This is a genomic window from Cupriavidus sp. 207A1 (assembly GCF_057798955.1).
In genome coordinates this window covers 1-26,828 of record NZ_JBYOJO010000006.1, presented here as the reverse complement: position 1 = coordinate 26,828, position 26,828 = coordinate 1, and the positions used below count along the sequence as shown (strand labels likewise).

Here is a 26,828-nt window from a genome sequence, read left to right as displayed (position 1 = left end):
TCGAATCGGCTGCCGGCGTTCTGGCGCTACGCATCGTTGCGCCGGGCGATCAGCCGCAGGTCGTCGCCGATCTGCCGGACTTCATGCCAGTGGAACTGCTCGGCATCCTGCAGCCGCGCCAGCGGCGGCAGGTTGAACATGCCCTGGGCATCGCCGAGCAGCTTGGGCGCCAGGTAGATCAGCAGTTCGTCGGCGCAGCGCTCGCGCACCAGCGAACCGTTGAGCTTGAAGCCCGCCTCGACGTGCAATTCGTTGATGCCGCGCCGGCCGAGTTCTTCCAGCATGCGGCGCAACTCGACCTTGCCGTGCGGATTGGGCAGCACCACGACTTCAGCGCCGCGGCCTTCCAGCGCGCGCTGGCGCTGGCGGTCTTCCACCGCGCAGAACACCAGCACGGGCCGGGCGAATTCGCCGGTGTCGGGCGTCAGGATCTGCGCGTCGAGCGGCACTTCGAGCCGGGAATCGACCAGCACCCGCTGTGGCTGGCGCGGCGTGGCGATGGCGCGCACCGTCAGCGCGGGATTGTCGTCGCGAACGGTGCCGATGCCGGTCAGGATGGCGCAGGCGCGGGCGCGCCAGGCGTGCCCGTCGTCACGCGCGGCCTGGCCGGTGATCCACTGGCTGGTGCCGTCATGGAGCGCCGTGCCGCCATCCATCGATGCCGCCACCTTGACGCGCACCCACGGCAGCCCGCGCGTCATGCGCGAGACAAAGCCGATATTCAGGTCGCGCGCCTCCTTTTCCAGCAGGCCGCAGCGCACGTCGATGCCGGCATCGCGCAGGCGCTGCAGGCCGCGCCCGGAGACCGACGGATTGGGGTCTTCCATCGCCGCCACCACGCGCGCCACGCCGGCGCGCACCAGTGCATCGGCGCACGGCGGGGTGCGGCCGAAATGGCTGCACGGCTCCAGCGTGACATAGGCGGTGGCGCCGGCCGGATCGAGCCCGCGCGACAGCGCGTCTTTCATCGCCTGGATCTCGGCATGGTCCTGCCCGGCCGGCTGGGTGAAGCCCTGTCCGATGACCTGGCCATCCTTGATCAGCACGCAGCCGACGCGCGGATTGGGCGTGGTGTTGAACATGCCCCGCGCGGCGAGCGCGAGCGCCTGCTGCATGGCGGCGTGGTCGGTATCGGAAAACATTCGGCGATTGGGTAGGGCCTTGGGCCTTGGCGCTGCGATCAGGTGGCAGGGAGGTGGCAGGGCTGCCGGGTCATGGCGGTTCTGAGGATTCCGCCTCGCAGTCGGCGTCGCGGCCGGGTGTGCAGAGTCGGATACGTCCTTGCGCGCCCATCCTGACTTGCCGCTGCTCGCCACGGCAGCCAAGCGTGAAGGTGGCGGCCTGGAAACCGCCCTGCTCAGAACGAGAGTATCCCACAGGCAGGAATTTCAGCACATTGGCGCCGCGCACGGTCTGCCGAAGGGTCACGGACAGGCACGGCGTGCCGGGCTCGACCACGGACAGCACCACCGGCTGGTCAGGGCTGGCGCCTGCCGTCGCCAGTTGCCAGCCCGGACTCAGCGTGGACTCCCCCGGCAGCGGCTGCAGCGTCACCTCGACGCGGCGCGACAGCGCGGTGGCGCGTGCCAGCGCCAGCGACATCGCCAGCCGGTCGGCCGCCAGCGTGACCTGCTGGCGCGCGAGCATGCCGCTGAAGACCGGATAGGCCGCGGCCGTGAACACGCAGAGAATGGCCAGGCCGGCGACCAGTTCGACCAGCGTCAGTCCACCCGTGCGTCGATGCCTGACGGCATCGCATGGCATCTTCATCCTGGCCTCAGCAATGGGTTGGCAACGGCTGCGGCACCGCCGCGCCATCGGGCAGCGCCAGCCACTGGCCGGTGCTGCGCAGGATCAGCGTCCCGCATTCGGGATCCGCGGCTTGCGGCAGCGCACGAAGTTCGACACAGGTATCGAGCGCGGCTTGCGGGCAAGCGCCGGCGCTTACCAGATGGCGCACCGGGCCATTGGCTGGCACGCGCAGCGGCCACTCGCCGGCAACCATGTCGGACCCTGGCGCGGCGGCAAAGGTCATGGCTTCGAGCGCATGCCGCTCCAGCCGCAGCATCGCGCCGGTCTGCGCTGCGCGGGCTTGCGCGCGCCAGCCTCGCGCCAGATGGCGGTGCCACGCGGGCACGGCGATGGCTGCGAGGATGGCCATCACGGCCAGCGCCGCCACCAGTTCGATCAGGCTGAAGCCGCGCTTGCGCCGGCCGGCCGATGCCAGGCTCATCATGGCGCATCCTCCCTGGCCGGGCCGACGATCTCGCGCCAGCGCAGGCGTCCGGTGCGGCGCGTGGCCAGCGTTTGTGCGATCTGCGTGACGGCGTTGCCCGTCGCTGCCCACACTGAGAGGGCAAAGGCCTGGCGTCCGGCGCCGCCCGGTTGAGCGGGCGTGCCGGGCAATTCGGTGCGGGTCGCGAACACGCTGGCCCCGGGCGGTAGCAACTGGCCGGTGGCGACCAGCAGGCGCTCGCCGGAGCTGCGCTGCACGACGGATTCCCCCGTCGCCGCCAGCACCAGGTAGCTGCGCTGCGCGCCATCGGGCGTGCGGGTCACGAACAGCAGGTAGCCGGGGAAGACCGGCTCGACCTGGACCAGCTGTTCGCCGGCATGGGGCAGGGTCAGGCGCCAGCCGGGATCCTGTGTGCCGTCGGGGGCCGCGCGCAGGATATGGCCGTTGTCCGCAACCTGGGCCGTGACCTGCCGGGGCGTGCGGGCCGTGGCGCTGCGTGTCGCAGCGCCATCGGGCACCGCGGCCAGTTCGTTGCCGGCGCCGTAGATCACCACGGGCGCGGTGGGGGATCCGAGCAATACGGGGGCCTCTTCCCTGGCCGGTCGCGCGGACACCTGCATCCGGTACAGGCAGGCCGCGGCAGGGCTTGCCCCGGCCGGCGGCAGGTCGGCGAGCGCGAAGCGCCAGAGCTGGCCGGCATCGTCGGTGGCATAGGCCGCGAGCGCGGCACCGGTGAGATCGGACAACACGCTGACCGCCACCAGCTGTCCGGCCGCAGGGCCGCCGAGGCAATCGCGCTCCGGCAAGGGCAAGGTGCGTACAGCGTACTGGCCGGCCCATGCGGCGCCGGCGGGCTTGTCCAGTGGCAGCAGCGCCAGTCCGGCGCGGGCAACACCCGCTTCGCCATTGGCGCTCGCATCGACGATCACCACCGCGAACCAGCGCAACCCATCCTGGCTACGGATGCCGGCAGCGCGTACCGGTCCGCGCGCGGCCAGTGGCAAGGCGTGGGTCGCAGCGATCTCCCAGATCGGCACGAACGGCATCTGTCCGTCGGGATCGGTGACGTCAAGCGCGAAGACTGCGGCGGGGTTGCCGACCGCGGCATTGGCCGGGACGCCGCACAGCAGCACCGTGCGCCATTCGCCGCGGAGGGTGACGTCCTGCGCTTCCGGGCGCGGGCATGGCGGTGGCAGCGTCGGTGTGCCCGGGGCCGGCATGGCCAGGGCATAGGGCAGCAGCGCGCCCGGCAGGTAAGCGGCACGCTCTTCGCCGGTCGCGGCATCGAACGCGTGCAGCAGGCCGTCGACAGTGCCATGCCAGGCCACGTGCGGGCGCAGGCTGTAGCGCAGACGAAAGCCGGCGTGGCCGGGTTTGCCGGGCGACCAGGCCGGCGGCGCCACCACCCGCACGCGCGCGCCTGCCGCATTGCCCAGGCGGGTATCGCGCGGGCGCAGGTTGGTGCGGGTCTTGTCGCCGCGCAGCCAGTCCACCGATGCGCTGTCGCCCATGTGCGGGGCCTCGGTTACAGCATCCCACTGCAGCGGCATGGCGCGTGCCGTTGCGCCGTCCGGCGCGGCGTAGGTGAATATCCGTCGCGATGGCACCGTCCGACGGTCGAGATGGTCGCCGGCCTCCCACAAGCCAGGCGAGGGCGCCTGCGTCAGGTCCTGCCAGCCGATGGCGAACAAGCGCCCGGTCCACGGATAGGCGCCGTTCGCGCTCCGGTAGGCCAGCGGCAGCCGGCCCGCTTCGGACCCGGCGGCATGGCACGCGGGAACAAGCATCAGGGCAAGGCAGAGGAGCGCGCAGCGGGCGAGGCGGGTCATGGCTGGATCACGCTTTGCAACAGTGCGCGCACGGCGCGCGTGGGGCCGAAGCCGATCGCGGTCACACGGACCCGCGGCCACGGGGCGATTGCGACAGTGGGGTCCGGCGCGCTGTAGCCGGCCGGCGCTTCATCCAGAATTTCCGCGACATAGCGCGGCGGCTCCTGTGCGGCTGCGTTGGCCGGCAGCGCAGCGCCGGTAAAGCGGCCCAGTGGCACGCCGATGGCGTCGACGTCGGCATCGACCCGCAGCCACGGCTGCCACACCGGAGGCCCGGCCAGCGCGGACCGGCAGACGCCCGCCTGCTGGCCGCTGCCGCAGCGACCCGGCGCAGGCAAAAGCGCCAGGCGGTCGTGCGTGTCCGGCGATGTGGCGGCTGCCAGCAGCTCGGCCTCGCCGTCGCGCAGCGCCGCCTCGGCGGCGCGGAAGGCGAGTTCGCGCTCGCGCTGCATGACGGCAAGCTGCCGGCCGGCCAGCAGCATCTGCAGCGTGGCGGCCGCGATCAGCACCACCATCAGCAGCAGGGTGGCGCACAGCAGCAGCGTGACGGCGCCAGTGTGGCGCGAGCGTGCCGGGCGGGGCGCTAGCACAGCGTCTCCTGGCAGCGTGGCGCATTGCGCAGCCGCACTGTGGCGGCGAACACGCGGCGCGCTGTGCCGGCGTGCGTCGGCGCAGCGGGCGGCAGGTCCGCCGCGGCGGTGCCGGGCAGCGACAGCGTGTCCGTAGCGCTGCTCCGGACTGGCGTGGCCGAGCCCGGCCGGTCGCCGCGCACGGCGACGGCGATCTGGACCGCCACCACGCGTTGCCAGGCGGCATCGCCCAGCGGCGGGATCGCCGATGCCGTCTCGAAGCGCTCGGGGCGGCCGTCCTGGTCCAGGTCGAGTCCATAGCGCAATTGCAGCGATTCCACGCCGCGCACCAGCGCGCCCGAGGTCCAGCCGCTGCCGTCGATCAGGCCATTGCGGCGGGCCGGGTAACGGCACAGCAGTTGCGGCACGCCGTCGGCGCCAGCCGCCACATAGAGCAGGTTCTCCGCGACGTAGCCGGCGATTGTTCCGGTGCCCGCAGCGCCCGCTGCACTTGCCGCAACCGGATAGCCACTGCAATCGGTCATGGTGTCGTCCGGCTGCGCCGGCGCGGCGGGCAGGCCGCTGCCGCTGAAGCGGACCAGCAGCGCGTCGCTTTGGCCGACCGCGGCCCTGGCGCAGGCGGGCACGGCGGCCATGGCGGGCTGGCCGCAATTGTCCGCGCCGCTGACCGCGGGCAGGGCGGTGGCGGCCATGCCGGACGCGGGCTCGCCCGGCCAGCCGGACTGGCGTAGCAGCGTGGACAGAATGGCCAGCGCGCGCTGGCCGCGTTCCTCGATCAGCACGCGGTCGGTGGCGGCGAGGTAGGCCGCGTGCGCGTTGAGGAAGGCGGAGCCGGCCGCGGCCGAGGCGATCAGGCCCAGCGCCATGCCGACCATCAATTCGACCAGCGAGAAGCCGCGCGGGTGGGGCCGTGAGCTGCGCGCGTCAATGAGCACGTTCATGGGCGCCCCAATGTTGCGCCGGCCGGCTGGCAGCCGCCGACATCCGGCAACGGCACGATGACGGCGACGGCGGCCAGCGCCGTGGCGCAGCGCCCCAGTTCAGCATCGTCGGCCGCGTTGCGCGTGGCCTGCGCCAGGCGCTCCAGTTCGCGCAGCCAGCCCAGCCCGGTGGTGCCGACCACCGCCATTGGCAGCAGTCCGGCCAGTACGATCGACAGGGCGCCAAGTGCCTCGATCAGTGCGTAGGCGCGCTGGAGCCTGGGTTGCGGGGTAGTTGGCGGCGGCGGTGGACGCCGGGTTGCGGGTGAGGACATGGCATGGGCGGTGAAGGCGATGGGCCCAGATTAGCCAGCCCTCCCGGCCGCGAACGTGCCGAAACGTAAAGCGGGAAGATCCGCACCATTGTGTTAAGCGCGGGCATGCCGGCCCCGATCGTGACGCTTGCCGGCAGTCAGTTGCGGCGGCCCAACGCGTTGCCGGCTCGCCGCCAGACGCTGACGCGATGCAATTGACAGGAATTATCAAATTCCCCACTATCGCGGGTGTTGCAAAGTCGTAACGATTCCGCTATTCGAATGGCGAATCGCGATTTCGCGGTATCCCGTCGCCAGCCACTCCGGCGGCAGCGAGGCACAGAATAAGAATTTCGGGTGCGGGCAGGCCTTTCCGCCGTCAGAGCGGATCGCCTTGCCCAGGTAACAAAGCCATTTATCGGGGGTCAACATGCATCGGGTCATCCTGGCAGTTCCTTGTCCATCGGCGGCGGCACCTCTGCCCGCGCGCTGACATGCCGGCGACGGTTCGCCTTCGCGATACCGCGCCTCCCTGCCTTCACCGCGATGTGGCCATGCCCGGCCCGGGCATGCCTGTGCGCGTGGCTAGCAGCGGCAGCCGCGCTGGCGCCGGTCCGCGCGCGTTGCGCCGGCGCTGCCGCGGGCTGACGCTGGTCGAGCTGATGGCGGTGGTGGTGATGGTGGCGATCCTGGCGGCGATCGGCACGCCTTCGTTCGTCTCGCTGCTGCGCACCAGCCGCGTCGACAGCGAGATCCAGTCGATGGTCGGCACCCTGCAGCTCGCGCGCAGCGAGGCCGTCAAGCGCGGCCTGCCGGTCAGCGTGTGCCCGTCCGCCAATGGCAGCGCCTGCCTGGGCGCCGGCAACTGGGCGCGCGGCTGGATCGCGTTCGTCGACCGCAATGGGTCGGGAACGGTGGACGCGGCCCCGCCGGCCGACGAGGTGCTGCACTACCGCGCCGGCTGGTCCGCCACCGACACCTTCACCACGCCCGCCGGCGCGGCTTTCCTGAGCTACAACCGCGACGGCTTCGCCGTACTGCCCGGCGGCGCGCTGACGATGACGCTGCGCACCAGCCCGGTGGCCGACGCAGCCACGCGCTGCATCGCCATCAATATTGCCGGCCGGCAGACCATCCAGCGCGCCGGGGAGGGCGCATGCCAGTGACCGGACGGGACGGCTGCCTGCACCGGCGCCGCATGGCGCGCGGACTCTCGCTGATCGAGGTGCTGATCACGCTGGTGATCACCTCGGTGGGACTGCTCGGCCTGGCCAAGATGCAGGCGGCGGCGCTGGCCAATACGCAGATTGCGCGCGGGCGTTCGCTGGTGGCGCTGCAACTGGAAAGCCTGGCCGCGGCGATGCACGGCAACCGCGGCTTCTGGGCGGCCGGCACGGCACCGCAGACCTTCACACTGTCCGGCGCGACGGTGACCGACAGCACCGGCGCGCTCAGCGCCACCGCGCCGGACTGCGCCAGCGTAGCCTGCACGCCGATCCAGATGGCCGCCTACGACGTGCAGCACTGGGCCGCGGAAATGGCAGCACACTTCCCCACCTACGCGGCCACGGTCAATTGCAGCAACGACATCAGCCGCCCGATCCGCTGCAGCCTGACCGCCACCTGGAGCGAGCACTACCTGGCCTACAACCAGACCACCGCGGCGCGGACCTCGGCCATGGCCGCCACGCAAAGCCTGACACTGCACGTCCAGCCATGAGAGCGATCCTTCAAATCCCGCTCCGCGGGTCTCGCCGCGGGTATCGATGCGCGCAGGCCGGTGTCTCGCTGGTCGAGGTGCTGGTGGCGATGGTAATCGCGCTGTTCATGCTGGCGGCGCTGATGACGGTGTTCCTCAACCTGCGCGGCACCGTGCGCGACCAGGAGCGGCTGGCCGCGCTGCAGGACAGCGAGCGCCTGGTGATGACGATGCTGGCCAACACGGTGCAGTCGGCCGGGTACTTCCCCGATCCGCTGAACCAGGTCGCGGCGGACGCGCTGCCGGCGCTGGCGGACAATGCCTTCGGCGATTTCGTCGCGGGGCAGGCCATCGTCGGCCAGTCCGGTGCCGACGGCGCCAGCGATACGCTGACGGCGCGCTTTGTCACCGCCAGCGGCGACGGCATCATGAACTGCCAGGGGGCGGCCAATACCTCGGGCGCCAGTGTCACCTACCTCAACACCTTTGCGGTCAATGCCGCCAACGAGCTGACCTGCGCGGTCAACGGCGGCGCGCCGGTGCCGCTGGCCGGCGGCATCTCCGCGCTGCGGGTGCGCTACGGCACCGACACCGGCAACGGCGGCAACGTCGACACCTACCTGAGCGCCAGCGCGGTCAGCGCCGGCGCACTGTGGGGCCAGGTGCGCAGTGCGCGCGTGACGCTGACCTTTGCCAATCCCTTTGCCGGTCAGCCCGGCCAGCCGGCCACGCTCGGCTGGACCCAGACCATCAGCCTGATGAACCGCCCATGACACGCGCCCAGCCAGACCGCTTGCGCGCCGGCGCCGCGCCGCGCGGCTATGTCCTGATCATCGGCCTGCTGTTCCTGCTGATCCTGTCGCTGCTGTCGGTGACGATGTTCCGCGGCTTCGGCCTGCAGGAGAAGATCGCCGGCAACACCCGCGAGAAGCAGCGCGCGTTCGAGGCCGCGCAGGGCGCGCTTCAGTACGGCGAATGGTGGCTGGGGCAGGGCAACGGCTCCGCCGGCGCGGCCTGCAACAGCGTGATCGACGCCAACGACCCGGCCAACCTGCAGGTCTGCGCCAACGCGCTGGCGGACCCGGCCAGCCTGCCGTGGACGCCGGCGCGGGCGGATTACCTGCCGCCGTCGATGCGCCTTGCGACGGCCGGCAGCCCCGGCGGCCTGAACGGCACCGACATCAACTATGCGCGCGCGCCCAGCCTCTACATCCACTATCTGGGGCTGTCGCCGGATGGCCTGTCGATGCTGTTCCGCGTGACCGGCGCTGGCTACGGCGGCAGCGACGGCACCGCCGCGGTGGTGCAGAGCACCTACCAGCTTGGCGCCGGCACCAAGGATCTCGGGAAAGAGTGATGAGCCAACCTCCACGCCTCGCTGGCATTGCCGCCGCCGTTAGTGCCACCGTCAGCGCCGCCGTCAACGTGTTGCTGGCTGGGCCGGCGCATGCGCTGGTGATCCAGGACAACCTGAACGGGGCTGCGTCCTCTTACGACTGGGTGGCGCTGAATGGCGCGTGCTTGACCGCAGGCAACGGCACCGGCTCGATTCCTGGCTGCGCCACGTCGAGCTTCACCTACTACCGGGACCGCAATTCGAAGCTGGTCGGCGGCGCCAGCGGCAGCGTGCCGGATGCCGCGGGCTACGGCGCGCTGCGGCTGACCAACGGCGATACGGCCGAGGGCGCGAACGGCGACAACCAGAACGGCGCGGTGGTGTCCCGGTTCACCTTCGGCATGCAGGAAGGGCTGCAGGTCACGTTCTCCACCGTCACCTACGGCGGCGACAACCTGCGCGGCACCGGCGCCGACGGCATCAGCTTCTACCTCGCCGACGGCAGCAAGAGCCCGACCGTGGGCGGGCTGGGCGGCAGCCTGGGCTACAGCTGCTCGAACGTCAATGGTGCGTACGACGGCGTCGCCGGGGGCTATATCGGCATCGGCATTGACGAGTTCGGCAACTTCTCGAACAAGGCCGACAACACCGACTCGGGCCCGGCCTTCCAGGCCAACCGCATCAGCGTGCGCGGCTCGGGCGACACCAACTGGGCCGGCCTGCGCGCCGCCTATCCGGCCTATTACCCTGACAGCCTTAGCGCCAGCAAGCGCGCGCAGGCGGTGCAGAACACCTGTGCGCGCGGCTATGTGCAGGACTGGAGCAGCGGCAAGGACGGCGGCGATGTCAGGGGACGGCGGCTGGCCTACAACTACCGCATGCTCGGCATCAGCGACCTGCCCGACAAGATCGCCAACCAGCAGGCGGTGTCGAGGCCGACGCGGGCCAAAGGCATCCCCATCGTCTATTCGCTCAAGCTGACCCAGAACGGGCTGCTGAGCATGTCCTACAGCTACAACGGCGGCGCCGCCACGCCGGTGATCACCGACCAGGACATCACGCAGGCCAACGGACCGGTGCCGGCGTCGCTGCGCTTCGGCTTCGCCGCGGGCACCGGCAGCGGCAGCAACGTGCACGAGATCACCTGCTTCAAGGCCGAGCCGGTGGGCCAGTCCAGCAGCTCGGCCGGCACCAACGTGCAGCAGTCGGCGCGGGTCGAGGCCGGCTCGCAGGTGTACCTGGCCTACTACCACCCGACCAACTGGTGGGGCGAGCTGAGCGCGCAGAACCTGCTCTACGATCCCGCCACCGACTCGGTGTCGATTGCCACCGTGGCCAACTGGAACGCGCATTGCACGCTGACCGGCGGCCACTGCGCGGCGACCGGCACCGCGGTGGTGGCGCAGGCGCCCGACAGCCGCAGGATCCTGACCTGGAGCGGCAGCAGCGGCATCCCGCTGCGCTGGGACGCCAACCTGCCCGACGCGCACAAGGCGAAGCTGAGCGCGGGCGATGCCGCGCCGGGCGGCGACCGCCTCGACTATCTGCGCGGGGACCGCAGCAAGGAGCTGACCGCGGCCGGCGCCGGGCAGTTCCGCAAGCGCACCGGCGTGCTGGGCGACATCATCGATTCCAGCCCGGCCTGGGTCGGCGCACCGTCATCGCCGTACAGCGGGCCGTGGACCGATGCCTTGTACAAGCGCGCCAGCCCGCCAGAGCCCGCCGGCAGCTACGACGCCTTCCGGCAAGCCAAGGCCCAGCGGCTCAACGTGGTCTATGTCGGCGCTAACGACGGGCTGCTGCACGGCTTCCGTTCCGGCTATTACAACGCCGCGGGAGCATTCGTCGGCAACGACGCCAACAAACCCAACGACGGGCGCGAGGTGCTGGCGTACATGCCCGGCGCGGTGCTAGACACCATCCAGTCGACGAATGCGGCGCTCGCCTACAGTTCGCCGCAATACGTGCACAACCTGTTTGTCGATGCCACGCCAGGCACCGGCGACCTCTACTACGCCGGTGCCTGGCATACCTGGCTGGTCGGCGGCCTGGGGCCGGGCGCGAACCGCGGCGGCCCGCTCGCCAGCAAGACCGCGGCCGCGACCGGCGGCGCGCTCTACGCGCTCGACGTGACCGATCCGGAACGCTTCAGCGATACCCCGGCGGCGGCCAGCGCCACGGTGATCGGCGAGTGGAACAACACGCTGCAGTGCACCGGCGATAGCGCGTGCGGCGACAACCTCGGCAACACCTATGGCACGCCCGTGATCCGCCGCCTGCACAACGGCCAGTGGGCGGTGCTGTTCGGCAACGGCCTGGGCAGCAAGAGCGGCTCGGCCGGGCTCTTCATCATGCTGGTCGACCCGGCCGACGGCTCGCGCAGCTTCCGCTATCTCGGCACCGGCTACGGGCCGCAGCAGGACCCGGCCGGCGCCAGCAGCCGCAACGGCATTGCCTATGTCACGCCGGCCGACCTCGACGGCGACCACATCACCGACTACGTCTACGCTGGCGACGTGTTCGGCAATCTGTGGCGCTTCGACCTGACCTCGGACAATCCGGACCACTGGCGCGCCGGCAGCCGCCCGCTGATGCAGACCGGCGGCAAGCCGATCTCCACCAGGGTGGCGGTGGGCTCGGTGCCCGGCACCGGAACCGGCGCCGCGGCGATGCCGCGCGTGGTGGTGGCGTTCGGCACCGGCCGCCGGCTGGAGCAGACCCAGGGCAGCGAAGCGGTGTTCGAGCCGGGCGGGCAGGGACTGTATGGCGTGTGGGACTGGGACATGGCGGGATGGAACGCCGTGGCCGGGGCACAGGCCCGCTATGCCTCGCTGGCCAGCGCCACGCGGCCGCTGTCCGGCGCCAACCTGACGCAGCAGTCGATTACCGCCGAAGGGCGCGCGGCCGGCAGCACGGTCACGGTGCGCACGGTCAGCGCCGGCAAGGTGTGCTGGCAGGGCTCGAACGCCTGCGCCAGCGGCAACAACAAGTACGGCTGGCAACTGCCGCTGCCGTCGGCCACGCGCGAGCAGGTGATCTACAACCCGGTGATCGCCTACGGCATGGTGATCGTCAACACCACCATCCCGCCCAGTTCGGCGCTGTCGCAGGCGCTGTCGTGCAATGCCGAGGTGCCGTCGGGCTTTACCATAGGCGTGTCGATGGGCTCGGGCGGCGCGGCCGCGCAGTCGTTCTTCAGCAGCACCAACAGCAGCACCTTCCCGTTGCTGAACAACGGCATCGTCAGCGGCATCGGCCTGAGCGGCACCGGCACGCCGTCGGTGGTGACGGCGAAGAAGCGGCCCTACCTGGTGCAGCAGACCGTGGGCGGCAGCGGCGCCATCACCCAGATCAACCCCGGCGCCAATGGCGCCGGCGCCCGCCTCAACTGGATACGCCTGCGCTGACGCCCATGAACCTGTCCGCATCCCCATCGCCGCGGCGTGCCGCCGCCGGCTTCACGCTGATCGAGCTGATGATCACGGTGGCGATCGCCGCGATCCTGGCCGCGATCGCCTACCCGTCCTACACCGAACACGTGCGCAAGTCGCGCCGCACCGACGCCAAGACCGCCTTGCTGGATCTCGCGGCGCGCCAGGAGCGGCTGTTCAGCACGCAGAACGTCTATGGCGGCACGCCCGCGGCGCTGGGATATGCCGGCGCGGCGTTCCCGGTGGCGGTCCAGTCAGGCGGCCAGGCCTACTACCAGCTGAGCGTGGTGGCCGGCAATCCTGCGACCAGCTACAGCGCGACGGCAACGCCGGTCGGCGCGCAGGCGGGGGACGACTGCGGCAGCTATACCATCAACCACCTGGGGCTGCAGGGGAACACGGGGATGCGCGCCGGCGTGGCGTCGGCGCAGTGCTGGTAGCAGCAGACGCAGGCGTCAGCGCTTGCCGCTGCCGGCGGTGACTTCGGCCAGCACGTCCGAGAATTCGGAAACGTCTTCAAAGCTGCGGTAGACCGAGGCGAAGCGGATATAGGCGATCTTGTCGAGCTTGCGCAGCTCGCGCATCACCAGTTCGCCGACCTGGCTGCTGGGGATTTCCTTCTCGCCCAGGGCCAGCAGCTTTTCCTCGATCCGGGTAATGGCTTCGTCGATGGCTTCGGCCGAGACCGGGCGCTTGCGCAACGCCAGGCGCATCGAATCCTTCAGCTTGGCGCGGGCGTAGTCCACGCGCGAGCCGTTTTTCTTGACGATGGCGGGGAAGAACAGCTCGATCCGCTCATAGGTGGTGAAGCGGCGATCGCAGGCTTCGCAGCGGCGGCGCCGGCGCACGGCATCGCCGTCTTCCGACATGCGGGTGTCGAGAACCTGGGTATTGGAATGACCGCAAAAGGGGCATTTCATGCCGGACCACCTTCAGTTGAACCCCATCGCCTTGTCCGTGTTGTCGTTCTGCGGCGGCGGGGCGGGTTGGCGAGGCCCGCGACCTGCGCCGGGGGTGGCACGGACCGCGGAGCTGCCGGCCGCCCGTGCGCGTGCGCGCGGGCGGCCTGGGCGCGTCAGCCGTAGACCGGGAAACGCTTGGTCAGGGCCGACACCTGCTCGCGCACCGCGGCGATGTTGGCGGCGTCGTGCGGGTTGTCCAGCACGTCGGCGATCAGGTTGCCGACGATGCGGGCTTCTTCTTCCTTGAAGCCGCGCGTGGTCATGGCCGGCGAGCCCACGCGGATGCCGGAGGTGACGAACGGCTTTTCCGGGTCATTCGGAATCGCGTTCTTGTTCACCGTCAGGTGCGCCTCGCCCAGGATGCGCTCGGCTTCCTTGCCGGTGATGTTCTTGGCGCGCAGGTCGACCAGCATCACGTGGCTTTCGGTGCGGCCCGAGACGATGCGCAGGCCGCGTGCGATCAGGGTCTCGGCCAGCACCGCGGCGTTCTTCACCACCTGCTGCTGGTATTCCTTGAACTCCGGCGTCAGCGCTTCCTTGAACGCCACCGCCTTGCCGGCGATCACGTGCATCAGCGGGCCGCCCTGGATGCCCGGGAAGATCGACGAGTTGATCGCCTTCTCGTGCTCGGCCTTCATCAGGATCACGCCGCCGCGCGGGCCGCGCAGGCTCTTGTGGGTGGTGGTGGTGACGAAGTCGGCGTGCGGTACCGGGTTCGGGTAGACGCCCGCGGCGATCAGGCCGGCGTAGTGGGCCATGTCGACCATGAAGTAGGCACCGATCGACTTGGCGACCTTGCCGATACGCTCGAAGTCGATACGCAGCGCGAAGGCCGAGGCGCCGGCGATGATCAGCTTGGGCTTCTTCTCTTGCGCCAGCTTTTCCAGCGCGTCGTAGTCGATGTCTTCCTGGGCGTTGAGGCCGTAGCTGACGACGTTGAACCACTTGCCGCTCATGTTCAGCGCCATGCCGTGGGTCAGGTGGCCGCCTTCGGCCAGGCTCATGCCCATGATGGTGTCGCCCGGCTTGAGCACGGCGAAGTACACGCCCTGGTTGGCCTGCGAGCCCGAGTTGGGCTGGACGTTGGCGGCTTCGGCGCCGAACAGCTGCTTGACGCGGTCAATGGCCAGCTGCTCGACGATGTCGACATACTCGCAACCGCCGTAGTAGCGCTTGCCGGGATAGCCCTCGGCGTACTTGTTGGTCAGCTGCGAACCCTGCGCGGCCATCACCGCGGGCGAGGTGTAGTTCTCGGAGGCGATCAGCTCGATGTGGTCTTCCTGGCGCTGGTTTTCCTGCTGGATGGCGGCAAAGACCTCGGGGTCGATCTGGTCGATCGTAAAACGGCTGCGTTCGAACATGGCGAAACTCGTCTGAAAAAAGGGAATCCGATGCAGGCATCGGGGGTAGGGCGCGCGGGGAAGGCTAGCGGCGACCGGCACCGGCGGCTTGGCCGTCGGCGCAGGCGCACCCTGCTTCCCATTCGCTGCCCAGGCGAGCGGCAGGCATGACTCGCGTCAACGCCATGGCGTTTGGAAACTTCACGCCAGAGAACTTGCGCTTCCTCGTGGTAGTGCCCACTGACTTCGCCAGTCGCGCAAGATGGAATGGTTGCGCGCAGTGTAGCGCGAGGCGGCCGCCCGCCGCAAGCCGTGGACCCGCCAGCCGAGGGCTGGCAAGGGCTGGCGCGGCCCTGGCCAGCAACTTGCTGTTGCAAAGTCGTCCTGCGGGTTTACACGAAACGGGTATCGCTCTCCGTTACAATCGCGGCCATGCCAAACTTTGTCTGGACCCTGCGGGTGTACTGGGAAGACACCGATGCAGGCGGCGTAGTGTTCTACGCCAACTACCTCAAGTTCTTCGAGCGCGCCCGCACCGAGTGGCTGCGCTCGCTCGGCATCGAACAGCAGGCGCTCGCCGACCAGGCGGGCGTGGTCTTCATCGTCCGCAGTACGGCGGTGGACTACAATGCGCCCGCCCGGCTGGACGACCAGCTTGAGATCCGCACGCGCATCGACCGGGTCGGCCCGGCTTCGGTGCAGTTCACCCAGGAAGCCTGGCGTGGCGAGCTGATGCTCGCGACCGGCGCGATCCGCGTTGGCTGCGTCGACAAAAGCACTTTCCGCCCCGCCCCGATCCCCGACCCCGTTCTAGCCACCATCAAGTCAGCACGATGAATCCCGTGACCGTCACGCAAGACATGTCGATCGTAACGCTGGTGCTCCACGCCAGCGTGCTGGCACAGGCCGTCATGGCGCTGTTGCTCGTCATGTCGCTGTTTTCGTGGACCTATATCTTCCGCAAGCACCTGGCGGTGCGTTCGGCGCGCACCCAGACCGAAGGCTTCGAGCGCGACTTCTGGGCCGGCGGCGACCTGCAGGCGCTCTATAACAGTGCCGTCAACAACCGCCACAACACCGGTGCGCTGGAACGGATCTTCGAATCCGGCATGGGCGAGTTCCTGAAGGCGCGCGAGCGCGGCAACGAGGCCGGCGCGCTGCTCGACGCCGCCCGCCGCGCCATGCGCGCGGCCTACCAGCGCGAGATGGACGTGCTCGAATCGCATTTGCCGTTCCTGGCCTCGGTCGGTTCGGTGAGCCCGTATATCGGCCTGTTCGGCACGGTGTGGGGGATCATGAACGCGTTCCGCGGCTTGTCCAATGTGCAGCAGGCGACGCTCGCGTCGGTGGCGCCCGGCATCGCCGAAGCGCTGGTGGCGACCGCGATCGGCCTGTTCGCGGCGATCCCGGCAGTGATTGCCTACAACCGCTATGCCACCGAAATCGATCGCCTGGCGATCCGCTTCGAGAGCTTCATGGAAGAGTTCCTGAACATCCTGCAGCGGCAGACCCGCTAACCGTATTCCCTATCAACGGCCCGGGCGCGAGCCCGGGCCGGCGTTTCCAGGAGTCCTGCAATGGCAGCCATTCAGCGCCGCGGCGGCTCGCGCCGCCGGGCCAGCGCCGAGATCAACGTCGTGCCGTATATCGACGTCATGCTCGTGCTGCTGGTCATCTTCATGGTGGCAGCGCCGATCGTCAGCCCCGCTACCGTCGACCTGCCCACCGTGGCCAATGCCACGCCGCAGCAGAAGGCGCCCCCGATCGTCGTCACCGTGCATGAAGACGGCCAGCTCACCGCGCGCGGCAAGGACACCGCCGGCAACGCCTTCGAACGCAAGCTCGACAAGCAGGGCCTGCTGGACTTCGTCCACCAGCGCCAGAACGAGAACCCGGACCAGCCGGTGGTGATCGCCGCCGACCGCGCGGTCAAGTACGAGGCGGTGCTGGACGTGATGTCGGTCCTGAAAGCCGACGGCGTCAAGCGCGTGGGCCTGATGGTCAAGTCCAAGACCTCCTGACGTATTGAAGCACCTATCCGATTGCCGTTGCGCTTGATGACGACCGCCGCCGCCTATCCCTACCAGCCGGTCAAGGAGCGGGGAACCCTGCGTTCCTTCCTGCTCGCGCTGCTCATGCACCTGCTGCTGGCCGTGGTGCTGTACTACGGCGTGAGCTGGCAGAGCAGCACCCCGGTCGGGGCCGAGGCCGAACTATGGGAGGAAATCCCCGCCGCCACCGCGCCCCCGCCGCCACGGCCGCAGCCGCAGCCAGAGCCCGAGCCGGTGGTGCAGCCGCGTCCGGCGCCGCCGCCGCCGCAGGTGAAGAGCAAGGTCGAGGACGACGCCGATATCGCGCTGGAGCAGAAGAAGCGCCGCGCCGAGGCGGCCGCGCGCGAAGAAGCCGAGCGCAAGGAAGCGGCCCGCAAGGAGGCCGAGCGCAAGGAGGCTGAGCGCAAGGAAGAGGCGCGCAAGGAAGCGCTGCGCAAGGAGGCCGACCGCAAGGAAGCCGAGCGGCGCGAGGCCGAGCGCAAGGAAGCGCAGCGCAAGGACGACGCGAAGAAGAAGGCCGCGCAGCAGGAGCAGGAACGCAAGGAACTGGCCGAGCGCGAGCGCAAGGAAGCCGCCGAGGCCAAGGCCAAGGCGCAGGCCGATGCCAAGGCCAAGGCCCAGGCCGACGCCAAGGCGAAAGCGCAGGCCGACGCCAAGGCCAAGGCGGATGCCGACGCCAAGGCCAAGCGCGAAGCCGCCGCCAACGCCCAGCGCAAGAGCGAGCTGGCGCGCCTGCAGGCGCTGGCCGGCGGCTCCGGCGCGGGTGGTGGCGGGGTCGGCAACGCGGCCGGCGCCGGTGCCGGCGGTGGCGGCAAGGCTTCGCCCGGCTATGCCGACCGCGTGCGCCGCCGCGTCAAGCCGAACATCGTCTTTACCGAAGACGTGCCGGGCAACCCGAACGCGGTGGTCTCGGTGCAGCTGGCGCCGGACGGTTCGCTGCTGTCGGCGCGGCTGTCCAAGTCCAGCGGCAACTCCGGCTGGGACAATGCCGTGCTGCGCGCGGTCGAGCGTTCCGATCCGCTGCCGCGCGACGAGAACGGCAAGGCGCCGGCCAGCTTCACCATTACCTTCCGGCCGAAGGACTGAGTGGGACCGGGTGAACGGCACGGCACGATTTGCAACATAATGCAACCTTCATCGTCGGGTTCCGGTCCCAGCGCTAGCATGACAGGTTGCCCGACGCAGCCGACGGTGCGGTATGCACACGGACGGGGCATGCGCCACGCGCTGCAATGCCGCATTTGCCCGTGTTGACGATTGCCCGGCGTGCCCGACGGTGCCCGACGAAACTTGAAATCGACTGAGGAGCAGCATGCGAAAGCTTTGGGCCCCCAACTGGCTGTCCGCGAGGCGGCACAACGCAGATTCCCCCGCATCCCGAGGTGCGAGCCGGCCGATGCCGCTGGCCGGCCGGCGCGCGCTGATGGCGTGGCTGGCCGCGGCCATGACCATGGCCGCGGGCGCCGCGCACGCGCAGCTCAATGTTGAGATCTCCGGGGTTGGCAGCAGCCAGTTCCCGGTGGCCACCGCCAACTTCCAGGGCGAGGCCCAGGCCCCGCAGAACCTGACCGCGATCATCCGTTCGGACCTGGCCCGCAGCGGCCGTTTCCGCAACGTCGACCCCGGCGGCGCCACCGTGGCCGAGTCCGCCAATGTCGACCTGGGCAGCTGGAAGGCGCGCGGCGCCGATGCCTTCGTCGCCGGCAGCGTGACCCCGGCCGCGGGCGGCAAGTACGAAGTGCGCTTCCGCCTGTACGACACCGTCAAGGGACAGAGCCTGGGCGGGCTGGCCTTCACCGTGAACCAGTCGCAGCTGCGCGTGACCGCGCACAAGATCGCCGACTACATCTATGAAAAGCTGCTGGGCGAGCGCGGCGTGTTTGCCACGCGCCTGTCCTACGTGTCGAAGGTGGGCGGCCGCTACCAGCTGCTGATCTCCGATTCGGACGGGCAGAACGCCCAGGTGGCGCTGACCAGCAACGAGCCCATCATCTCGCCGTCGTGGTCGCCGGACGGCGCGCGCGTGGCCTACGTCTCGTTCGAGGCCAAGAAGCCGGTGGTCTATGTGCACGACCTGGCCAGCGGCAAGCGCACGCTGGTGTCGAACCAGAAGGGCAACAACAGCGCGCCGTCGTGGTCGCCGGACGGGCGCCACCTGGCGCTGGCGCTGTCGCGCGACGGCAATACCCAGGTCTACCAGGTCAACGCCGACGGCTCGGGCATCCGCCGCCTGTCGCGCAGCAGCGCCATCGACACCGAGCCGCAGTACTCGCCCGACGGCAAGAGCATCTATTTCACCAGCGACCGCGGCGGTGCGCCCCAGGTCTACCGCATGCCCGCCTCCGGCGAGGAGGGCGGCGGGGCCCAACGCGTCACCTTCAAGGGCAGCTACAACGTGAGCCCGCGCATTTCGCCGGATGGCAAGTACCTGGCGTACATTTCGCGCGGGGGCGGCTTCAAGCTGCAGTTGCAGGACCTGACCAACGGCGACGTGACGTCGCTGACCGATACGGCCAACGACGAGGCGCCCAGCTTCGCCGCCAACGGCAAGTACATCCTCTATGCCACCCGCGTGGGCGGTCGTGCGGTGCTGGCGGCGGTGTCCACTGACGGGCGTACCCGGCAGGTTCTGTCCCTCCAGTCCGGCGATGTTCGAGAGCCGTCCTGGGGTCCTTTCATGCAATAACAGGAGTCAACCACCATGGCCCAACTGATGACCAAAACCCTTGCCGTTGCCGCACTGCTGGCCCTTGGCGCCTGTAGCTCCGGCGTCAAGCTGGACGACACCGCCAATGCCGGCGCCGGTGCCGGCGGCACGGGTGCCGATCCGCGCGCCGTCACCCCGGTGACCGCCGCCGATCCGCTGAACGATCCGAACAGCCCGCTGGCCAAGCGCAGCGTCTACTTCGACTTCGACAGCTACACCGTCAAGGCCGACTACCAGGGCATGCTGGGCGCGCACGCCAAGTACCTGGGCACCAACCAGGGCCGCAAGATCCTGATCCAGGGCAACACCGACGAACGCGGCACCAGCGAGTACAACCTCGCGCTGGGCCAGAAGCGCGCCGAAGCCGTGCGCCGCTCGCTGGCCTCGATGGGCGTGCCCGACGGCCAGATGGAAGCCGTGAGCCTGGGCAAGGAAAAGCCCAAGGCCACCGGCCACGATGAAGCCTCGTGGGCGGAAAACCGCCGCGCGGACATCAACTACTGATCTGCGGACTGACCCTCCATGAAAGCACGCGTTTCCACCTTGTTGTGGCTCGCCGCCGTGGCCGGCGGCGGCATGCTGCCGCTGTCGCAGGCGCATGCCGGAGTGTTCGACGATGACGAGGCCCGCAAGGCCGTCATCGGCCTGCGCGACCAGTTCAACGGTTTCCAGGCGACCGCGACGCAGCGCATCGAGCAGAACAGCCGCACCCTGCTCGACATGCAGAACCAGCTCGAAGGCCTGCGCCAGGAAGTGGCGCGGCTGCGCGGCCAGAACGAAGTCCTGCAGAACACGGTGGACACGCTGCAGAAGCAGCAGAAGGACTACTACGCCGACCTGGATGCGCGCCTGAAGAAATTCGAGCCGCAGCAGGTCACGGTCGAAGGCCGCGAAGGGGTCGCGCAGCCGGGCGAAAAGCCCGAATACGATGCCGCGCTCAAGCAGTTCCAGGCGGGCGACTTCAAGAGCGCGGGGAATTCGTTCTCGGCGTTCGCGAAGAAGTACCCGCAGAGCCCGTACCTGCCGCTGGCACAGTACTGGCTCGGCAACTCGCTGTACGCGCAGCGCGACTACAAGGGTTCCACCTTCGTGCTGCAGAACATGGTCAACGCCAACCCGACCCACCCCAAGGTGCCGGACGCGATGATCGCCATCGCCAACAACCAGCTCGAGTCCGGCCAGAAGGCGGCCGCGCGCAAGACGCTGGAGCAGGTGGTGGCGAAGTATCCCGGCACCGAGGGGGCGCAGGCGGCGAGCAACCGGCTCAAGACGCTGAAGTAAGCGCCGCCGGCGCCGCCGCCCGCCATCGCAAGGCCCGCTTCGGCGGGCCTTTTTCGTTTGTCGCGCTAGAATATGCGATTCGCCTGAATGTTCTTGCGCGCCGCCCCCGGCGCGAACCGCACCATGACCCAACGCGCCATCGTCCTGCTGTCCGGCGGACTCGACTCCGCCACCGTACTTGCCATGGCCCGCGCCCAGGGCTTCGAGACCTATGCGCTGTCGATGCGCTATGGCCAGCGCCATTCCTCGGAACTGGAGGCCGCCAAGCGCGTGGCCGCGGCGCTGGGCGCCGTGCGCCACGAGATCGTCGACCTCGACCTGCGCCGCTTCGGCGGCTCGGCGCTGACCGACGACGCGCTCGAGGTCCCCACCGACGGCGCCAGCGGCGGCATCCCGGTCACCTATGTGCCGGCGCGCAACACCATCATGCTGTCGCTGGCGCTCGGCTGGGCCGAGGCGGTGGGCGGGCGCGACCTGTTCTTCGGCGCCAACGCGGTCGACTATTCGGGCTACCCGGACTGCCGCCCGGAATACGTCGCGGCCTACGAGACCCTGGCCAACCTGGCCACCAAGGCCGGTGTCGAGGGCGACCGCTTCCGCGTGCATGCGCCCATCATCGACATGACCAAGGGCGAGATCATCCGCGCCGGCATCGCGCTGGGCGTCGACTACAGCCTGACGGTGTCGTGCTACCAGGCCGACGACGACGGCCGCGCCTGCGGCGTGTGCGATTCCTGCCGCATCCGCCGCGCCGGCTTCGAGGCCGCCGGCGTGCCCGACCCGACCCGCTACCAGGCCGCCGCCTGACTGATCCCGAGCCTGAGCCCGCCGTTCCCGCCCCATGCCTGAAATCGATCTTGCCGCGCTGTCGCGCTCGGTGCTGCTGAGCACCTTTGTCCTGGCCTTCCTGTTCGGCGCGGTGCTGCAGCGCACCCACTTCTGCACCATGGGGGCGGTCTCGGACATCGTCAACATGGGCGACTGGAGCCGCATGCGCATGTGGGTGCTGGCGATCGGCGTGGCCATGATCGGCACCGGCGTGCTGGCCTGGAACGGCGCCATCGACCCGACCAAGACCATCTATGCCGCGAGCAAGCTGGCGTGGCTGTCGGCGCTGGCCGGCGGGCTGATGTTCGGCTTCGGCATGGTGTTGGCGTCGGGCTGCGGCAGCAAGACGCTGGTGCGCATCGGCGCGGGCAACCTGAAGTCGCTGGTGGTGTTCGTGTTCCTGGGGCTGTCGGCCTACATGACGCTGCGCGGCCTGTTCGGCGTGGTGCGCGTCAATACCGTCGACGCGGTGGCGCTGGCGCTGCCGACCACGCAGGACCTGCCGTCGGTGCTGGCGCAGGGCACCGGCGCGGCGCGTTCCGTGCTGCAACTCGGCCTGGGCCTGGCGCTGGGCGGCGTGCTGGCGGCGTGGGCGCTGGCCGGGCGCGGTTTCCGCACCTTCGACAACCTGCTGGGCGGCATCGGCGTGGGCCTGATCATCGTGGCGATGTGGTACGTGTCCGGCCACCTCGGCTACGTCGCCGAAGACCCCAATACGCTGGAAGAACTGTTTGTCTCGACCAACAGCGGCCGCATGGAAAGCCTGAGCTTCGTCGCGCCGTATGCCTACACGCTCGACTGGCTGATGATGTTCAGCGACAAGAGCAAGGTGCTGACCATCGGCATCGTCAGCGTGTTAGGCGTGATCGCCGGCGCGGCAGCGTATGCGCTGGCCACGCGCACCTTCCGCTGGGAAGGCTTCGGCAATGCCGAGGACGTCGCCAACCACATGGTCGGCGGCATCCTGATGGGCGCGGGCGGGGTCACGGCGCTGGGCTGCACGGTGGGGCAGGGGCTGTCGGGCGTGTCGACGCTGGCGCTGGGCTCGTTCATTGCGCTGGCCGGCATCCTGGCCGGCGCGGTGCTGGCGTTCCGCTACCAGATGTGGCGCCTGGAACGCATGGTGTGAGCCGCTGGCGCGCCTTTCCCTTGACACATCGAGAATCGCATCACTATAATCGCGGTTCTGTTTTTTCGGGTCGTTAGCTCAGTCGGTAGAGCAGCGGACTTTTAATCCGTTGGTCGCGTGTTCGAGTCACGCACGACCCACCAGCATTACGAAGGGCCTGTGGCGCACGCCACAGGCCCTTTTTGCATTTTTTCCGTCCGGCATGCCCCGAGGGTGGGGGGGTGCTTTAACTAGTTCGAGGTAGAGACGCACGCCCGGCCAGCGCAGCACAATGGGTCTAACCGCGGCGTGTGGACCGCGGGCCCTCGGAACGGCCGCGAGACACGGCCCCTCGAACAAGACCTATGCGGCGAGCAGGCGTTTCCTTGCCGGCCAGCGGGCATGTGCTGCGCATCATCTGGCCGTTCGTACCGGTGGTGGTCGCGCTGGCGTTGTTCAGCATCGCCAGCCTGGACCTGCTGTCGGCCGCGCGCGCCTTCGTGGCGGGCGAGAGCCAGTGGTCCAAGGGCCAGAAGAACGCCGTGCTGCATCTGCTGCGCTACGGCGAGGACCGCGATCCGGCGGATTTCGACGCTTACCTTGCGTCCATCGCGATCCCGTTCGGCGACCATCGCGCGCGCCTGGAGCTGGACCGTGCCGAGCCTGACCTGGAACGCGTGCACGAGGGCCTGCTCGCCGGCGGCAACCACCCCGAAGACATCCCGCGGATGGTGCGCCTGTACCGGAATTTCCGCCAGATCCATGAAGTCGATGCCGCCATCCGCGTGTGGGCGCAGGGCGATCTCGAGATCTTTGCCTTGCATGAGCAGGCGCTGGCGCTGCGGCGCCTGGCCGCCCAGCCCGACTGCGATGACGCCTGCGTTGCGCCGGTGCTGCGCAACATCGCGCAGATCGACGCCCGGCTGACGCCGCTGGAGCGCGCCTTTTCGGGCCACCTGGGGCAGGCGTCGCGCCGGGTCACGCGGCTGCTCACCACCGGCAGCGCGGTGATGGCGGCGGCGCTGCTGATGTCGGCGATCTTGCTGTCGGTCGGGCCGCTGCGGCGCGAGCGCCGGTTGCGCGAGGCCCTGGCGCAAAGTGAAGAGCAGCTGCAGCTCGCGGTCGAAGGCAGCAACGACGGCCTGTGGGACTGGCATCTTGGCCGCGGCGAGCTGTATTTCTCGCCGCGCTGCGCGCAGATGCTGGGCTACCGCGCCGACGAGCTGCCGCATGCGCGCGAAACCGTGCTGGGCCTGCTGCATCCGTCCGAGCTGGGGGCGTTCGAGGCCAAGCTGGCGCACCACCTGCGCAGCGGCGAGCCCTACGACGCCGAATTCCGCCTGCGCAACCGCGCCGGCGACTACCTCTGGGTGCGCGCGCGCGGCCGGCTGGTACGCGGTGCCGGGCGCCGGCGCGCGCGCATGGCGGGCTCGCTGACCGACATTTCCGAGCACAAGCGCTACAAGACCCAGCTGTTTGCCGAAAAGGAGCGCGCCCAGGTCACGCTGCAGGCGATCGGCGACGCGGTGGTGACCGCCGACGTATGGGGCCGCGTGCAGTCGCTGAATCCGGCCGCCGAAGCGCTGACCGGCTGGTGCGAGGCCGATGCCCGCGGCGTGCCCCTGAGCGAGGTGTGCGTGCTGCGCGACGAGGACAGCCTGGCGCCGCTGCCCGATATCGTGACGCTGGCGCTGCGCCAGCGCTGGCACAGCCGCTCTGCCCAGCTGGTGCAGCGCGATGGTGCCGGGCAGCCAGGGCAGGCGCTGGCGGTCAAGCCGTCGGTGGCCCTGATCCGCGACCGCGCCGCGCAGGCCATCGGCGTGGTGGTGGTGCTGCACGACATCAGCCAGGAACGCGCGCATGCCGCGCGCCTGGCGTACGAGGCCAGCCATGACGCGCTGACCGGCCTGGTCAACCGCGCCGAGTTCGAGCGCCGGCTGGCCGCGGCGATCGAGCGTGCGCGCGCGCAAGGCACCCCCCACACCTTGATGTACCTGGACCTGGACCAGTTCAAGGTGGTCAACGATACCTGCGGCCACGCCGCCGGCGACGAGCTGATCCGGCAGATGGCCGAGATCATGCGCGGCCAGCTGCGCCGCAGCGACATGCTGGCGCGACTGGGCGGCGACGAGTTCGGCGTGCTGCTCGAGCATTGCGGCAGCGCCGACGGCGAGCGCGTGGCCGAGGGCTTGCGCCACGCCATTGCCAGCTTCCGCTTTGCGCACCGGCAGCGCACCTTCGCGGTGGGGGTCAGCATCGGCCTGGTCACGCTGGACCGGCACACCGGCAGCGTGGCCGAGGCGCTCAGCGCGGCCGACGCGGCCTGCTACGTGGCCAAGGAGGGCGGGCGCAACCGCGTCCAGGTCTACCATCCGCTGGACAGCGTGGTGCAGGCGCGCCAAGGCGAGATGGAGTGGGTCAGCCGCGTGCACGCCGCGCTGGCCGCCGGACGCTTCTGCCTGTTCTCGCAGGAGATCGTGCCGGTGCAGCAGGGCACGGTGCCGGCGGCGGGGCGCCATGTGGAGCTGTTGCTGCGCATGGTCGACGAGCGCGGCCGGCTGGTGCCGCCGATGGCGTTTGTGCCGGCCTGCGAGCGCTACAACCTGATGCCGATGATCGACCGCTGGGTGGTAGAGACCGCGTTTGCCACGCTGGCGGGGCGCCAGGCCGAGATCGCGACCTGCGCGATCAACCTGTCAGGCGCGTCGCTGGCGGACATCCAGTTCCCGGATTTCGTGCGCGAGCAGGCGCTGCGCTTCGACATCGCGCTGGACGGCGTCTGCTTCGAGATCACCGAGACCGCGGCCATTGCCAACCTGGCGCAGGCCGGGGCGTTCATCATGCAGTTGCAGCAGCTTGGCTGCCGCTTCGCGCTGGATGACTTTGGCGCCGGCATGTCGTCGTTCACCTACCTCAAGCACTTGCCCGCCGCTTACCTGAAGATCGATGGCAGCTTCGTGCGCGACATGCTGGCCGATCCGGTCAACCTGGTAATGGTCGAGGTGATCCAGCGCATCGGCCACGCCATGGGCAAGCAGACCATTGCGGAATTCGTCGAGAACGAGGCGATGCTCGCGCGCTTGCGCGAGCTGGGCGTGGACCTGGCGCAGGGCTATCACATTGCGCCGCCGGTGCCGTTCGCGCCGGCCGGCCCCGAAGCCGGCGCGCGGCCGGCGCTGGCGCTGGCCGGGTGAGTCGGCAGGAGGGTCAGGGGATCAGTGGATCGCGGAAGCCGGTGTCGGCGGCGGGCGGGGTGCCGGCCGGGGCCGGGGTCGGCACGTTGGCCGGCGGCACCGCCTGGCCCTTGGCTTCGCGCCAGGTGTTGTAGGCCCAGTAGGCCGCGCCCGCGACCAGGCCCAGCTTGGACAGCTTCCAGGTCAGGCGCAGCACCGGCACGCGCTTGACCAGCGGCAACGCCAGTGTCACCGCGGTGCTGAGCATCGGGTAGTCCTTGGTCAACCCGACCACCTTCATCCACGAGCCCGGTCGCGCGATCCGCGGCAGCCAGGCACTGACGGTGCCGAGGCGGTGCACGCCGCCGCGTACCGCGTGCAGCGCCTGCCGGCAATCGTGGCGTTCAAGGGCGGCGCGGGTCAGCAGCAGTTCCTTGCGCACCGCGAGCGGCAGGCGCACCTCCTGCGTGAACCGGGGCGCGCGCGGGTATTCGCCGCCTTCGCGTGCGGGCGTGGCGTCGTCAGGGTCGAGTGTGCTCATCGGCGCAGGATCTCCCGGTCTTTGTCGATTTCGGCGAGGGTGGCTTCCAGCATCGGCGGCGCGTTGCGCAGCACGTTGCGGGCGTACGCCAGGCAGACGGCGCACAGCACCAGGTAGAGCACCGTCAGCGCGCCCAGGGCCTGCCAGCGGTAGGTGTCCCAGAACAGGATCGCGATGAGGGCGGTCAGCGTGACCAGGCCCAACCCGAAGAACGCCAGCCCGAACAAGGCCAGCAGGGCTACCTTCAGCAAGCGCGTGCGCTCCTCGGCCAGCTCCACGCTGGCGAGCTCCAGGCGCGTCTGCACCATCGCCACGAGCGAGCCGGCGAGGTTGCGCACGGCGTCGAGGAACTTGGGGGAAGGGGTGGCTTCGCTCATGCGGCTCCGGCGTGAAAGAGCGGTGCGCCGGCATGGCCGTACGCACCTATCCAGCTGGCGGGGCCGGATGACGGCGCAAGGTTGTGTCGGCAACGAGCGGTGGGG

The 26,828-nt window shown here is 69.7% G+C and carries 27 protein-coding genes, 1 tRNA gene and 1 riboswitch; of the genes, 17 read left to right on the top strand and 11 right to left on the bottom strand.

Going from position 1 to position 26,828, the window contains the following annotated elements; translation table 11 throughout:
• Window positions 1-26: 26 nt before the first annotated feature.
• From ribD to AC3FMM_RS12350, 7 genes are all read right to left on the bottom strand, one after another.
• Complete coding sequence (gene ribD / locus AC3FMM_RS12380; protein ID WP_115710448.1) at window positions 27-1,142, bottom strand: bifunctional diaminohydroxyphosphoribosylaminopyrimidine deaminase/5-amino-6-(5-phosphoribosylamino)uracil reductase RibD; 1,116 nt, start codon at window positions 1,140-1,142, stop codon at window positions 27-29.
• Window positions 1,143-1,212: 70 nt separating this feature from the next.
• The gene (locus AC3FMM_RS12375; protein WP_488686847.1) at window positions 1,213-1,764 is read right to left on the bottom strand and encodes a GspH/FimT family pseudopilin; all 552 of its coding nucleotides are present in this window, start codon (window positions 1,762-1,764) and stop codon (window positions 1,213-1,215) included.
• Window positions 1,765-1,777: 13 nt separating this feature from the next.
• The gene (locus tag AC3FMM_RS12370; protein WP_488686846.1) at window positions 1,778-2,233 is read right to left on the bottom strand and encodes a type IV pilin protein; all 456 of its coding nucleotides are present in this window, start codon (window positions 2,231-2,233) and stop codon (window positions 1,778-1,780) included.
• The gene (locus AC3FMM_RS12365; RefSeq protein ID WP_488686696.1) at window positions 2,233-4,065 is read right to left on the bottom strand and encodes a pilus assembly protein; all 1,833 of its coding nucleotides are present in this window, start codon (window positions 4,063-4,065) and stop codon (window positions 2,233-2,235) included. The genes AC3FMM_RS12370 and AC3FMM_RS12365 overlap by 1 nt, the downstream gene beginning before the upstream one ends.
• The gene (locus AC3FMM_RS12360) at window positions 4,062-4,655 is read right to left on the bottom strand and encodes a pilus assembly PilX family protein (protein ID WP_488686695.1); all 594 of its coding nucleotides are present in this window, start codon (window positions 4,653-4,655) and stop codon (window positions 4,062-4,064) included. The genes AC3FMM_RS12365 and AC3FMM_RS12360 overlap by 4 nt, the downstream gene beginning before the upstream one ends.
• On the bottom strand, window positions 4,649-5,596 hold the full coding sequence (locus AC3FMM_RS12355; RefSeq protein WP_115710440.1) for a PilW family protein: 948 nt from the start codon (window positions 5,594-5,596) through the stop codon (window positions 4,649-4,651). Before AC3FMM_RS12355 ends, AC3FMM_RS12360 begins: the two co-directional genes overlap by 7 nt.
• The gene (locus AC3FMM_RS12350) at window positions 5,593-5,910 is read right to left on the bottom strand and encodes a hypothetical protein (RefSeq protein WP_488686694.1); all 318 of its coding nucleotides are present in this window, start codon (window positions 5,908-5,910) and stop codon (window positions 5,593-5,595) included. Before AC3FMM_RS12350 ends, AC3FMM_RS12355 begins: the two co-directional genes overlap by 4 nt.
• A 548-nt stretch (window positions 5,911-6,458) precedes the next feature.
• Here AC3FMM_RS12350 and AC3FMM_RS12345 point away from each other — a divergent pair.
• From AC3FMM_RS12345 to AC3FMM_RS12320, 6 genes are read left to right on the top strand one after another with little or no spacing between them, the layout of a single operon-like run.
• On the top strand, window positions 6,459-7,055 hold the full coding sequence (locus AC3FMM_RS12345; RefSeq protein WP_240991274.1) for a GspH/FimT family pseudopilin: 597 nt from the start codon (window positions 6,459-6,461) through the stop codon (window positions 7,053-7,055).
• Window positions 7,046-7,609: a type IV pilus modification protein PilV gene (gene pilV / locus AC3FMM_RS12340; protein WP_326346627.1), complete on the top strand. Its 564-nt coding sequence runs from the start codon at window positions 7,046-7,048 to the stop codon at window positions 7,607-7,609. The genes AC3FMM_RS12345 and pilV overlap by 10 nt, the downstream gene beginning before the upstream one ends.
• A complete protein-coding gene (locus AC3FMM_RS12335) occupies window positions 7,606-8,361 on the top strand; it encodes a PilW family protein (protein ID WP_488686693.1) in 756 nt (251 codons plus the stop codon). Before pilV ends, AC3FMM_RS12335 begins: the two co-directional genes overlap by 4 nt.
• On the top strand, window positions 8,358-8,945 hold the full coding sequence (locus AC3FMM_RS12330) for a pilus assembly PilX family protein (RefSeq protein ID WP_115680873.1): 588 nt from the start codon (window positions 8,358-8,360) through the stop codon (window positions 8,943-8,945). The genes AC3FMM_RS12335 and AC3FMM_RS12330 overlap by 4 nt, the downstream gene beginning before the upstream one ends.
• Window positions 8,945-12,331: a pilus assembly protein gene (locus tag AC3FMM_RS12325; RefSeq protein ID WP_488686692.1), complete on the top strand. Its 3,387-nt coding sequence runs from the start codon at window positions 8,945-8,947 to the stop codon at window positions 12,329-12,331. The genes AC3FMM_RS12330 and AC3FMM_RS12325 overlap by 1 nt, the downstream gene beginning before the upstream one ends.
• Before the next feature lie 5 nt (window positions 12,332-12,336).
• Window positions 12,337-12,795, top strand: coding sequence for a type IV pilin protein (locus AC3FMM_RS12320; RefSeq protein WP_326346629.1), 459 nt, complete (start codon window positions 12,337-12,339; stop codon window positions 12,793-12,795).
• Window positions 12,796-12,810: 15 nt separating this feature from the next.
• On the opposite strand, the gene nrdR is transcribed toward AC3FMM_RS12320, so the two are convergent.
• Together nrdR and glyA are read right to left on the bottom strand one after the other, a co-directional pair.
• Window positions 12,811-13,275, bottom strand: coding sequence for a transcriptional regulator NrdR (nrdR, locus tag AC3FMM_RS12315; protein WP_012353559.1), 465 nt, complete (start codon window positions 13,273-13,275; stop codon window positions 12,811-12,813).
• A 155-nt stretch (window positions 13,276-13,430) separates the two neighbouring features.
• Complete coding sequence (glyA, locus tag AC3FMM_RS12310; protein WP_062801448.1) at window positions 13,431-14,678, bottom strand: serine hydroxymethyltransferase; 1,248 nt, start codon at window positions 14,676-14,678, stop codon at window positions 13,431-13,433.
• A gap of 120 nt (window positions 14,679-14,798) precedes the next feature.
• Window positions 14,799-14,924, bottom strand: a riboswitch (ZMP/ZTP riboswitch).
• Between the two features lie 165 nt (window positions 14,925-15,089).
• Between glyA and ybgC the strand changes: the two genes are divergently transcribed.
• From ybgC to AC3FMM_RS12255, 11 genes are all read left to right on the top strand, one after another.
• Entirely contained in the window at window positions 15,090-15,494 is a 405-nt protein-coding gene (gene ybgC, locus AC3FMM_RS12305) for a tol-pal system-associated acyl-CoA thioesterase (protein ID WP_111519457.1), read from the top strand.
• The gene (gene tolQ / locus AC3FMM_RS12300) at window positions 15,491-16,174 is read left to right on the top strand and encodes a protein TolQ (RefSeq protein ID WP_012353556.1); all 684 of its coding nucleotides are present in this window, start codon (window positions 15,491-15,493) and stop codon (window positions 16,172-16,174) included. The genes ybgC and tolQ overlap by 4 nt, the downstream gene beginning before the upstream one ends.
• A 60-nt stretch (window positions 16,175-16,234) precedes the next feature.
• Entirely contained in the window at window positions 16,235-16,678 is a 444-nt protein-coding gene (gene tolR / locus AC3FMM_RS12295) for a protein TolR (RefSeq protein ID WP_111519458.1), read from the top strand.
• Between the two features lie 36 nt (window positions 16,679-16,714).
• Window positions 16,715-17,794 carry a cell envelope integrity protein TolA gene (gene tolA, locus AC3FMM_RS12290; protein WP_115710429.1) on the top strand — a complete coding sequence of 360 codons (1,080 nt, stop codon included), beginning with the start codon at window positions 16,715-16,717 and terminating at the stop codon, window positions 17,792-17,794.
• 226 nt (window positions 17,795-18,020) lie between these two features.
• Window positions 18,021-19,394 (top strand): Tol-Pal system beta propeller repeat protein TolB, encoded by a 1,374-nt coding sequence (gene tolB / locus AC3FMM_RS12285; protein ID WP_115710428.1) that lies wholly within the window; start codon window positions 18,021-18,023, stop codon window positions 19,392-19,394.
• 15 nt (window positions 19,395-19,409) lie between these two features.
• Window positions 19,410-19,919 carry a peptidoglycan-associated lipoprotein Pal gene (gene pal, locus AC3FMM_RS12280; protein WP_115710427.1) on the top strand — a complete coding sequence of 170 codons (510 nt, stop codon included), beginning with the start codon at window positions 19,410-19,412 and terminating at the stop codon, window positions 19,917-19,919.
• Window positions 19,920-19,937: 18 nt separating this feature from the next.
• Complete coding sequence (gene ybgF, locus AC3FMM_RS12275) at window positions 19,938-20,696, top strand: tol-pal system protein YbgF (protein WP_115710426.1); 759 nt, start codon at window positions 19,938-19,940, stop codon at window positions 20,694-20,696.
• Between the two features lie 123 nt (window positions 20,697-20,819).
• Window positions 20,820-21,503 carry a 7-cyano-7-deazaguanine synthase QueC gene (gene queC, locus AC3FMM_RS12270; RefSeq protein ID WP_012353550.1) on the top strand — a complete coding sequence of 228 codons (684 nt, stop codon included), beginning with the start codon at window positions 20,820-20,822 and terminating at the stop codon, window positions 21,501-21,503.
• 34 nt (window positions 21,504-21,537) lie between these two features.
• Window positions 21,538-22,653, top strand: coding sequence for a YeeE/YedE family protein (locus tag AC3FMM_RS12265; protein ID WP_488686691.1), 1,116 nt, complete (start codon window positions 21,538-21,540; stop codon window positions 22,651-22,653).
• A 67-nt stretch (window positions 22,654-22,720) separates the two neighbouring features.
• A tRNA-Lys gene (locus AC3FMM_RS12260) sits at window positions 22,721-22,796 on the top strand.
• A 201-nt stretch (window positions 22,797-22,997) separates the two neighbouring features.
• Window positions 22,998-25,826 carry an EAL domain-containing protein gene (locus tag AC3FMM_RS12255; protein WP_488686690.1) on the top strand — a complete coding sequence of 943 codons (2,829 nt, stop codon included), beginning with the start codon at window positions 22,998-23,000 and terminating at the stop codon, window positions 25,824-25,826.
• 13 nt (window positions 25,827-25,839) lie between these two features.
• Here the strand turns inward: AC3FMM_RS12255 and AC3FMM_RS12250 are convergent, their stop codons facing one another.
• Both AC3FMM_RS12250 and AC3FMM_RS12245 read right to left on the bottom strand, forming a co-directional pair.
• Complete coding sequence (locus tag AC3FMM_RS12250) at window positions 25,840-26,346, bottom strand: DUF3318 domain-containing protein (protein ID WP_115710422.1); 507 nt, start codon at window positions 26,344-26,346, stop codon at window positions 25,840-25,842.
• The gene (locus tag AC3FMM_RS12245; protein ID WP_115680817.1) at window positions 26,343-26,723 is read right to left on the bottom strand and encodes a phage holin family protein; all 381 of its coding nucleotides are present in this window, start codon (window positions 26,721-26,723) and stop codon (window positions 26,343-26,345) included. The genes AC3FMM_RS12250 and AC3FMM_RS12245 overlap by 4 nt, the downstream gene beginning before the upstream one ends.
• Between the last annotated feature and the right edge of the window lie 105 nt (window positions 26,724-26,828).

What these genes read in the sequence shown, in the direction of transcription:
- ribD (WP_115710448.1), bottom strand. Translation starts at nt 1,142, where the DNA reads ATGTTTTCCGATACCGACCACGCCGCCATGCAGCAGGCGCTCGCGCTC.
- AC3FMM_RS12375 (WP_488686847.1), bottom strand. Translation starts at nt 1,764, where the DNA reads ATGCCATGCGATGCCGTCAGGCATCGACGCACGGGTGGACTGACGCTG.
- AC3FMM_RS12370 (WP_488686846.1), bottom strand. Translation starts at nt 2,233, where the DNA reads ATGAGCCTGGCATCGGCCGGCCGGCGCAAGCGCGGCTTCAGCCTGATC.
- AC3FMM_RS12365 (WP_488686696.1), bottom strand. Translation starts at nt 4,065, where the DNA reads ATGACCCGCCTCGCCCGCTGCGCGCTCCTCTGCCTTGCCCTGATGCTT.
- AC3FMM_RS12355 (WP_115710440.1), bottom strand. Translation starts at nt 5,596, where the DNA reads ATGAACGTGCTCATTGACGCGCGCAGCTCACGGCCCCACCCGCGCGGC.
- AC3FMM_RS12350 (WP_488686694.1), bottom strand. Translation starts at nt 5,910, where the DNA reads ATGTCCTCACCCGCAACCCGGCGTCCACCGCCGCCGCCAACTACCCCG.
- AC3FMM_RS12345 (WP_240991274.1), top strand. Translation starts at nt 6,459, where the DNA reads ATGCCTGTGCGCGTGGCTAGCAGCGGCAGCCGCGCTGGCGCCGGTCCG.
- pilV (WP_326346627.1), top strand. Translation starts at nt 7,046, where the DNA reads ATGCCAGTGACCGGACGGGACGGCTGCCTGCACCGGCGCCGCATGGCG.
- AC3FMM_RS12335 (WP_488686693.1), top strand. Translation starts at nt 7,606, where the DNA reads ATGAGAGCGATCCTTCAAATCCCGCTCCGCGGGTCTCGCCGCGGGTAT.
- AC3FMM_RS12330 (WP_115680873.1), top strand. Translation starts at nt 8,358, where the DNA reads ATGACACGCGCCCAGCCAGACCGCTTGCGCGCCGGCGCCGCGCCGCGC.
- AC3FMM_RS12325 (WP_488686692.1), top strand. Translation starts at nt 8,945, where the DNA reads ATGAGCCAACCTCCACGCCTCGCTGGCATTGCCGCCGCCGTTAGTGCC.
- AC3FMM_RS12320 (WP_326346629.1), top strand. Translation starts at nt 12,337, where the DNA reads ATGAACCTGTCCGCATCCCCATCGCCGCGGCGTGCCGCCGCCGGCTTC.
- nrdR (WP_012353559.1), bottom strand. Translation starts at nt 13,275, where the DNA reads ATGAAATGCCCCTTTTGCGGTCATTCCAATACCCAGGTTCTCGACACC.
- glyA (WP_062801448.1), bottom strand. Translation starts at nt 14,678, where the DNA reads ATGTTCGAACGCAGCCGTTTTACGATCGACCAGATCGACCCCGAGGTC.
- ybgC (WP_111519457.1), top strand. Translation starts at nt 15,090, where the DNA reads ATGCCAAACTTTGTCTGGACCCTGCGGGTGTACTGGGAAGACACCGAT.
- tolQ (WP_012353556.1), top strand. Translation starts at nt 15,491, where the DNA reads ATGAATCCCGTGACCGTCACGCAAGACATGTCGATCGTAACGCTGGTG.
- tolR (WP_111519458.1), top strand. Translation starts at nt 16,235, where the DNA reads ATGGCAGCCATTCAGCGCCGCGGCGGCTCGCGCCGCCGGGCCAGCGCC.
- tolA (WP_115710429.1), top strand. Translation starts at nt 16,715, where the DNA reads ATGACGACCGCCGCCGCCTATCCCTACCAGCCGGTCAAGGAGCGGGGA.
- tolB (WP_115710428.1), top strand. Translation starts at nt 18,021, where the DNA reads ATGCGAAAGCTTTGGGCCCCCAACTGGCTGTCCGCGAGGCGGCACAAC.
- pal (WP_115710427.1), top strand. Translation starts at nt 19,410, where the DNA reads ATGGCCCAACTGATGACCAAAACCCTTGCCGTTGCCGCACTGCTGGCC.
- ybgF (WP_115710426.1), top strand. Translation starts at nt 19,938, where the DNA reads ATGAAAGCACGCGTTTCCACCTTGTTGTGGCTCGCCGCCGTGGCCGGC.
- queC (WP_012353550.1), top strand. Translation starts at nt 20,820, where the DNA reads ATGACCCAACGCGCCATCGTCCTGCTGTCCGGCGGACTCGACTCCGCC.
- AC3FMM_RS12265 (WP_488686691.1), top strand. Translation starts at nt 21,538, where the DNA reads ATGCCTGAAATCGATCTTGCCGCGCTGTCGCGCTCGGTGCTGCTGAGC.
- AC3FMM_RS12255 (WP_488686690.1), top strand. Translation starts at nt 22,998, where the DNA reads ATGCGGCGAGCAGGCGTTTCCTTGCCGGCCAGCGGGCATGTGCTGCGC.
- AC3FMM_RS12250 (WP_115710422.1), bottom strand. Translation starts at nt 26,346, where the DNA reads ATGAGCACACTCGACCCTGACGACGCCACGCCCGCACGCGAAGGCGGC.
- AC3FMM_RS12245 (WP_115680817.1), bottom strand. Translation starts at nt 26,723, where the DNA reads ATGAGCGAAGCCACCCCTTCCCCCAAGTTCCTCGACGCCGTGCGCAAC.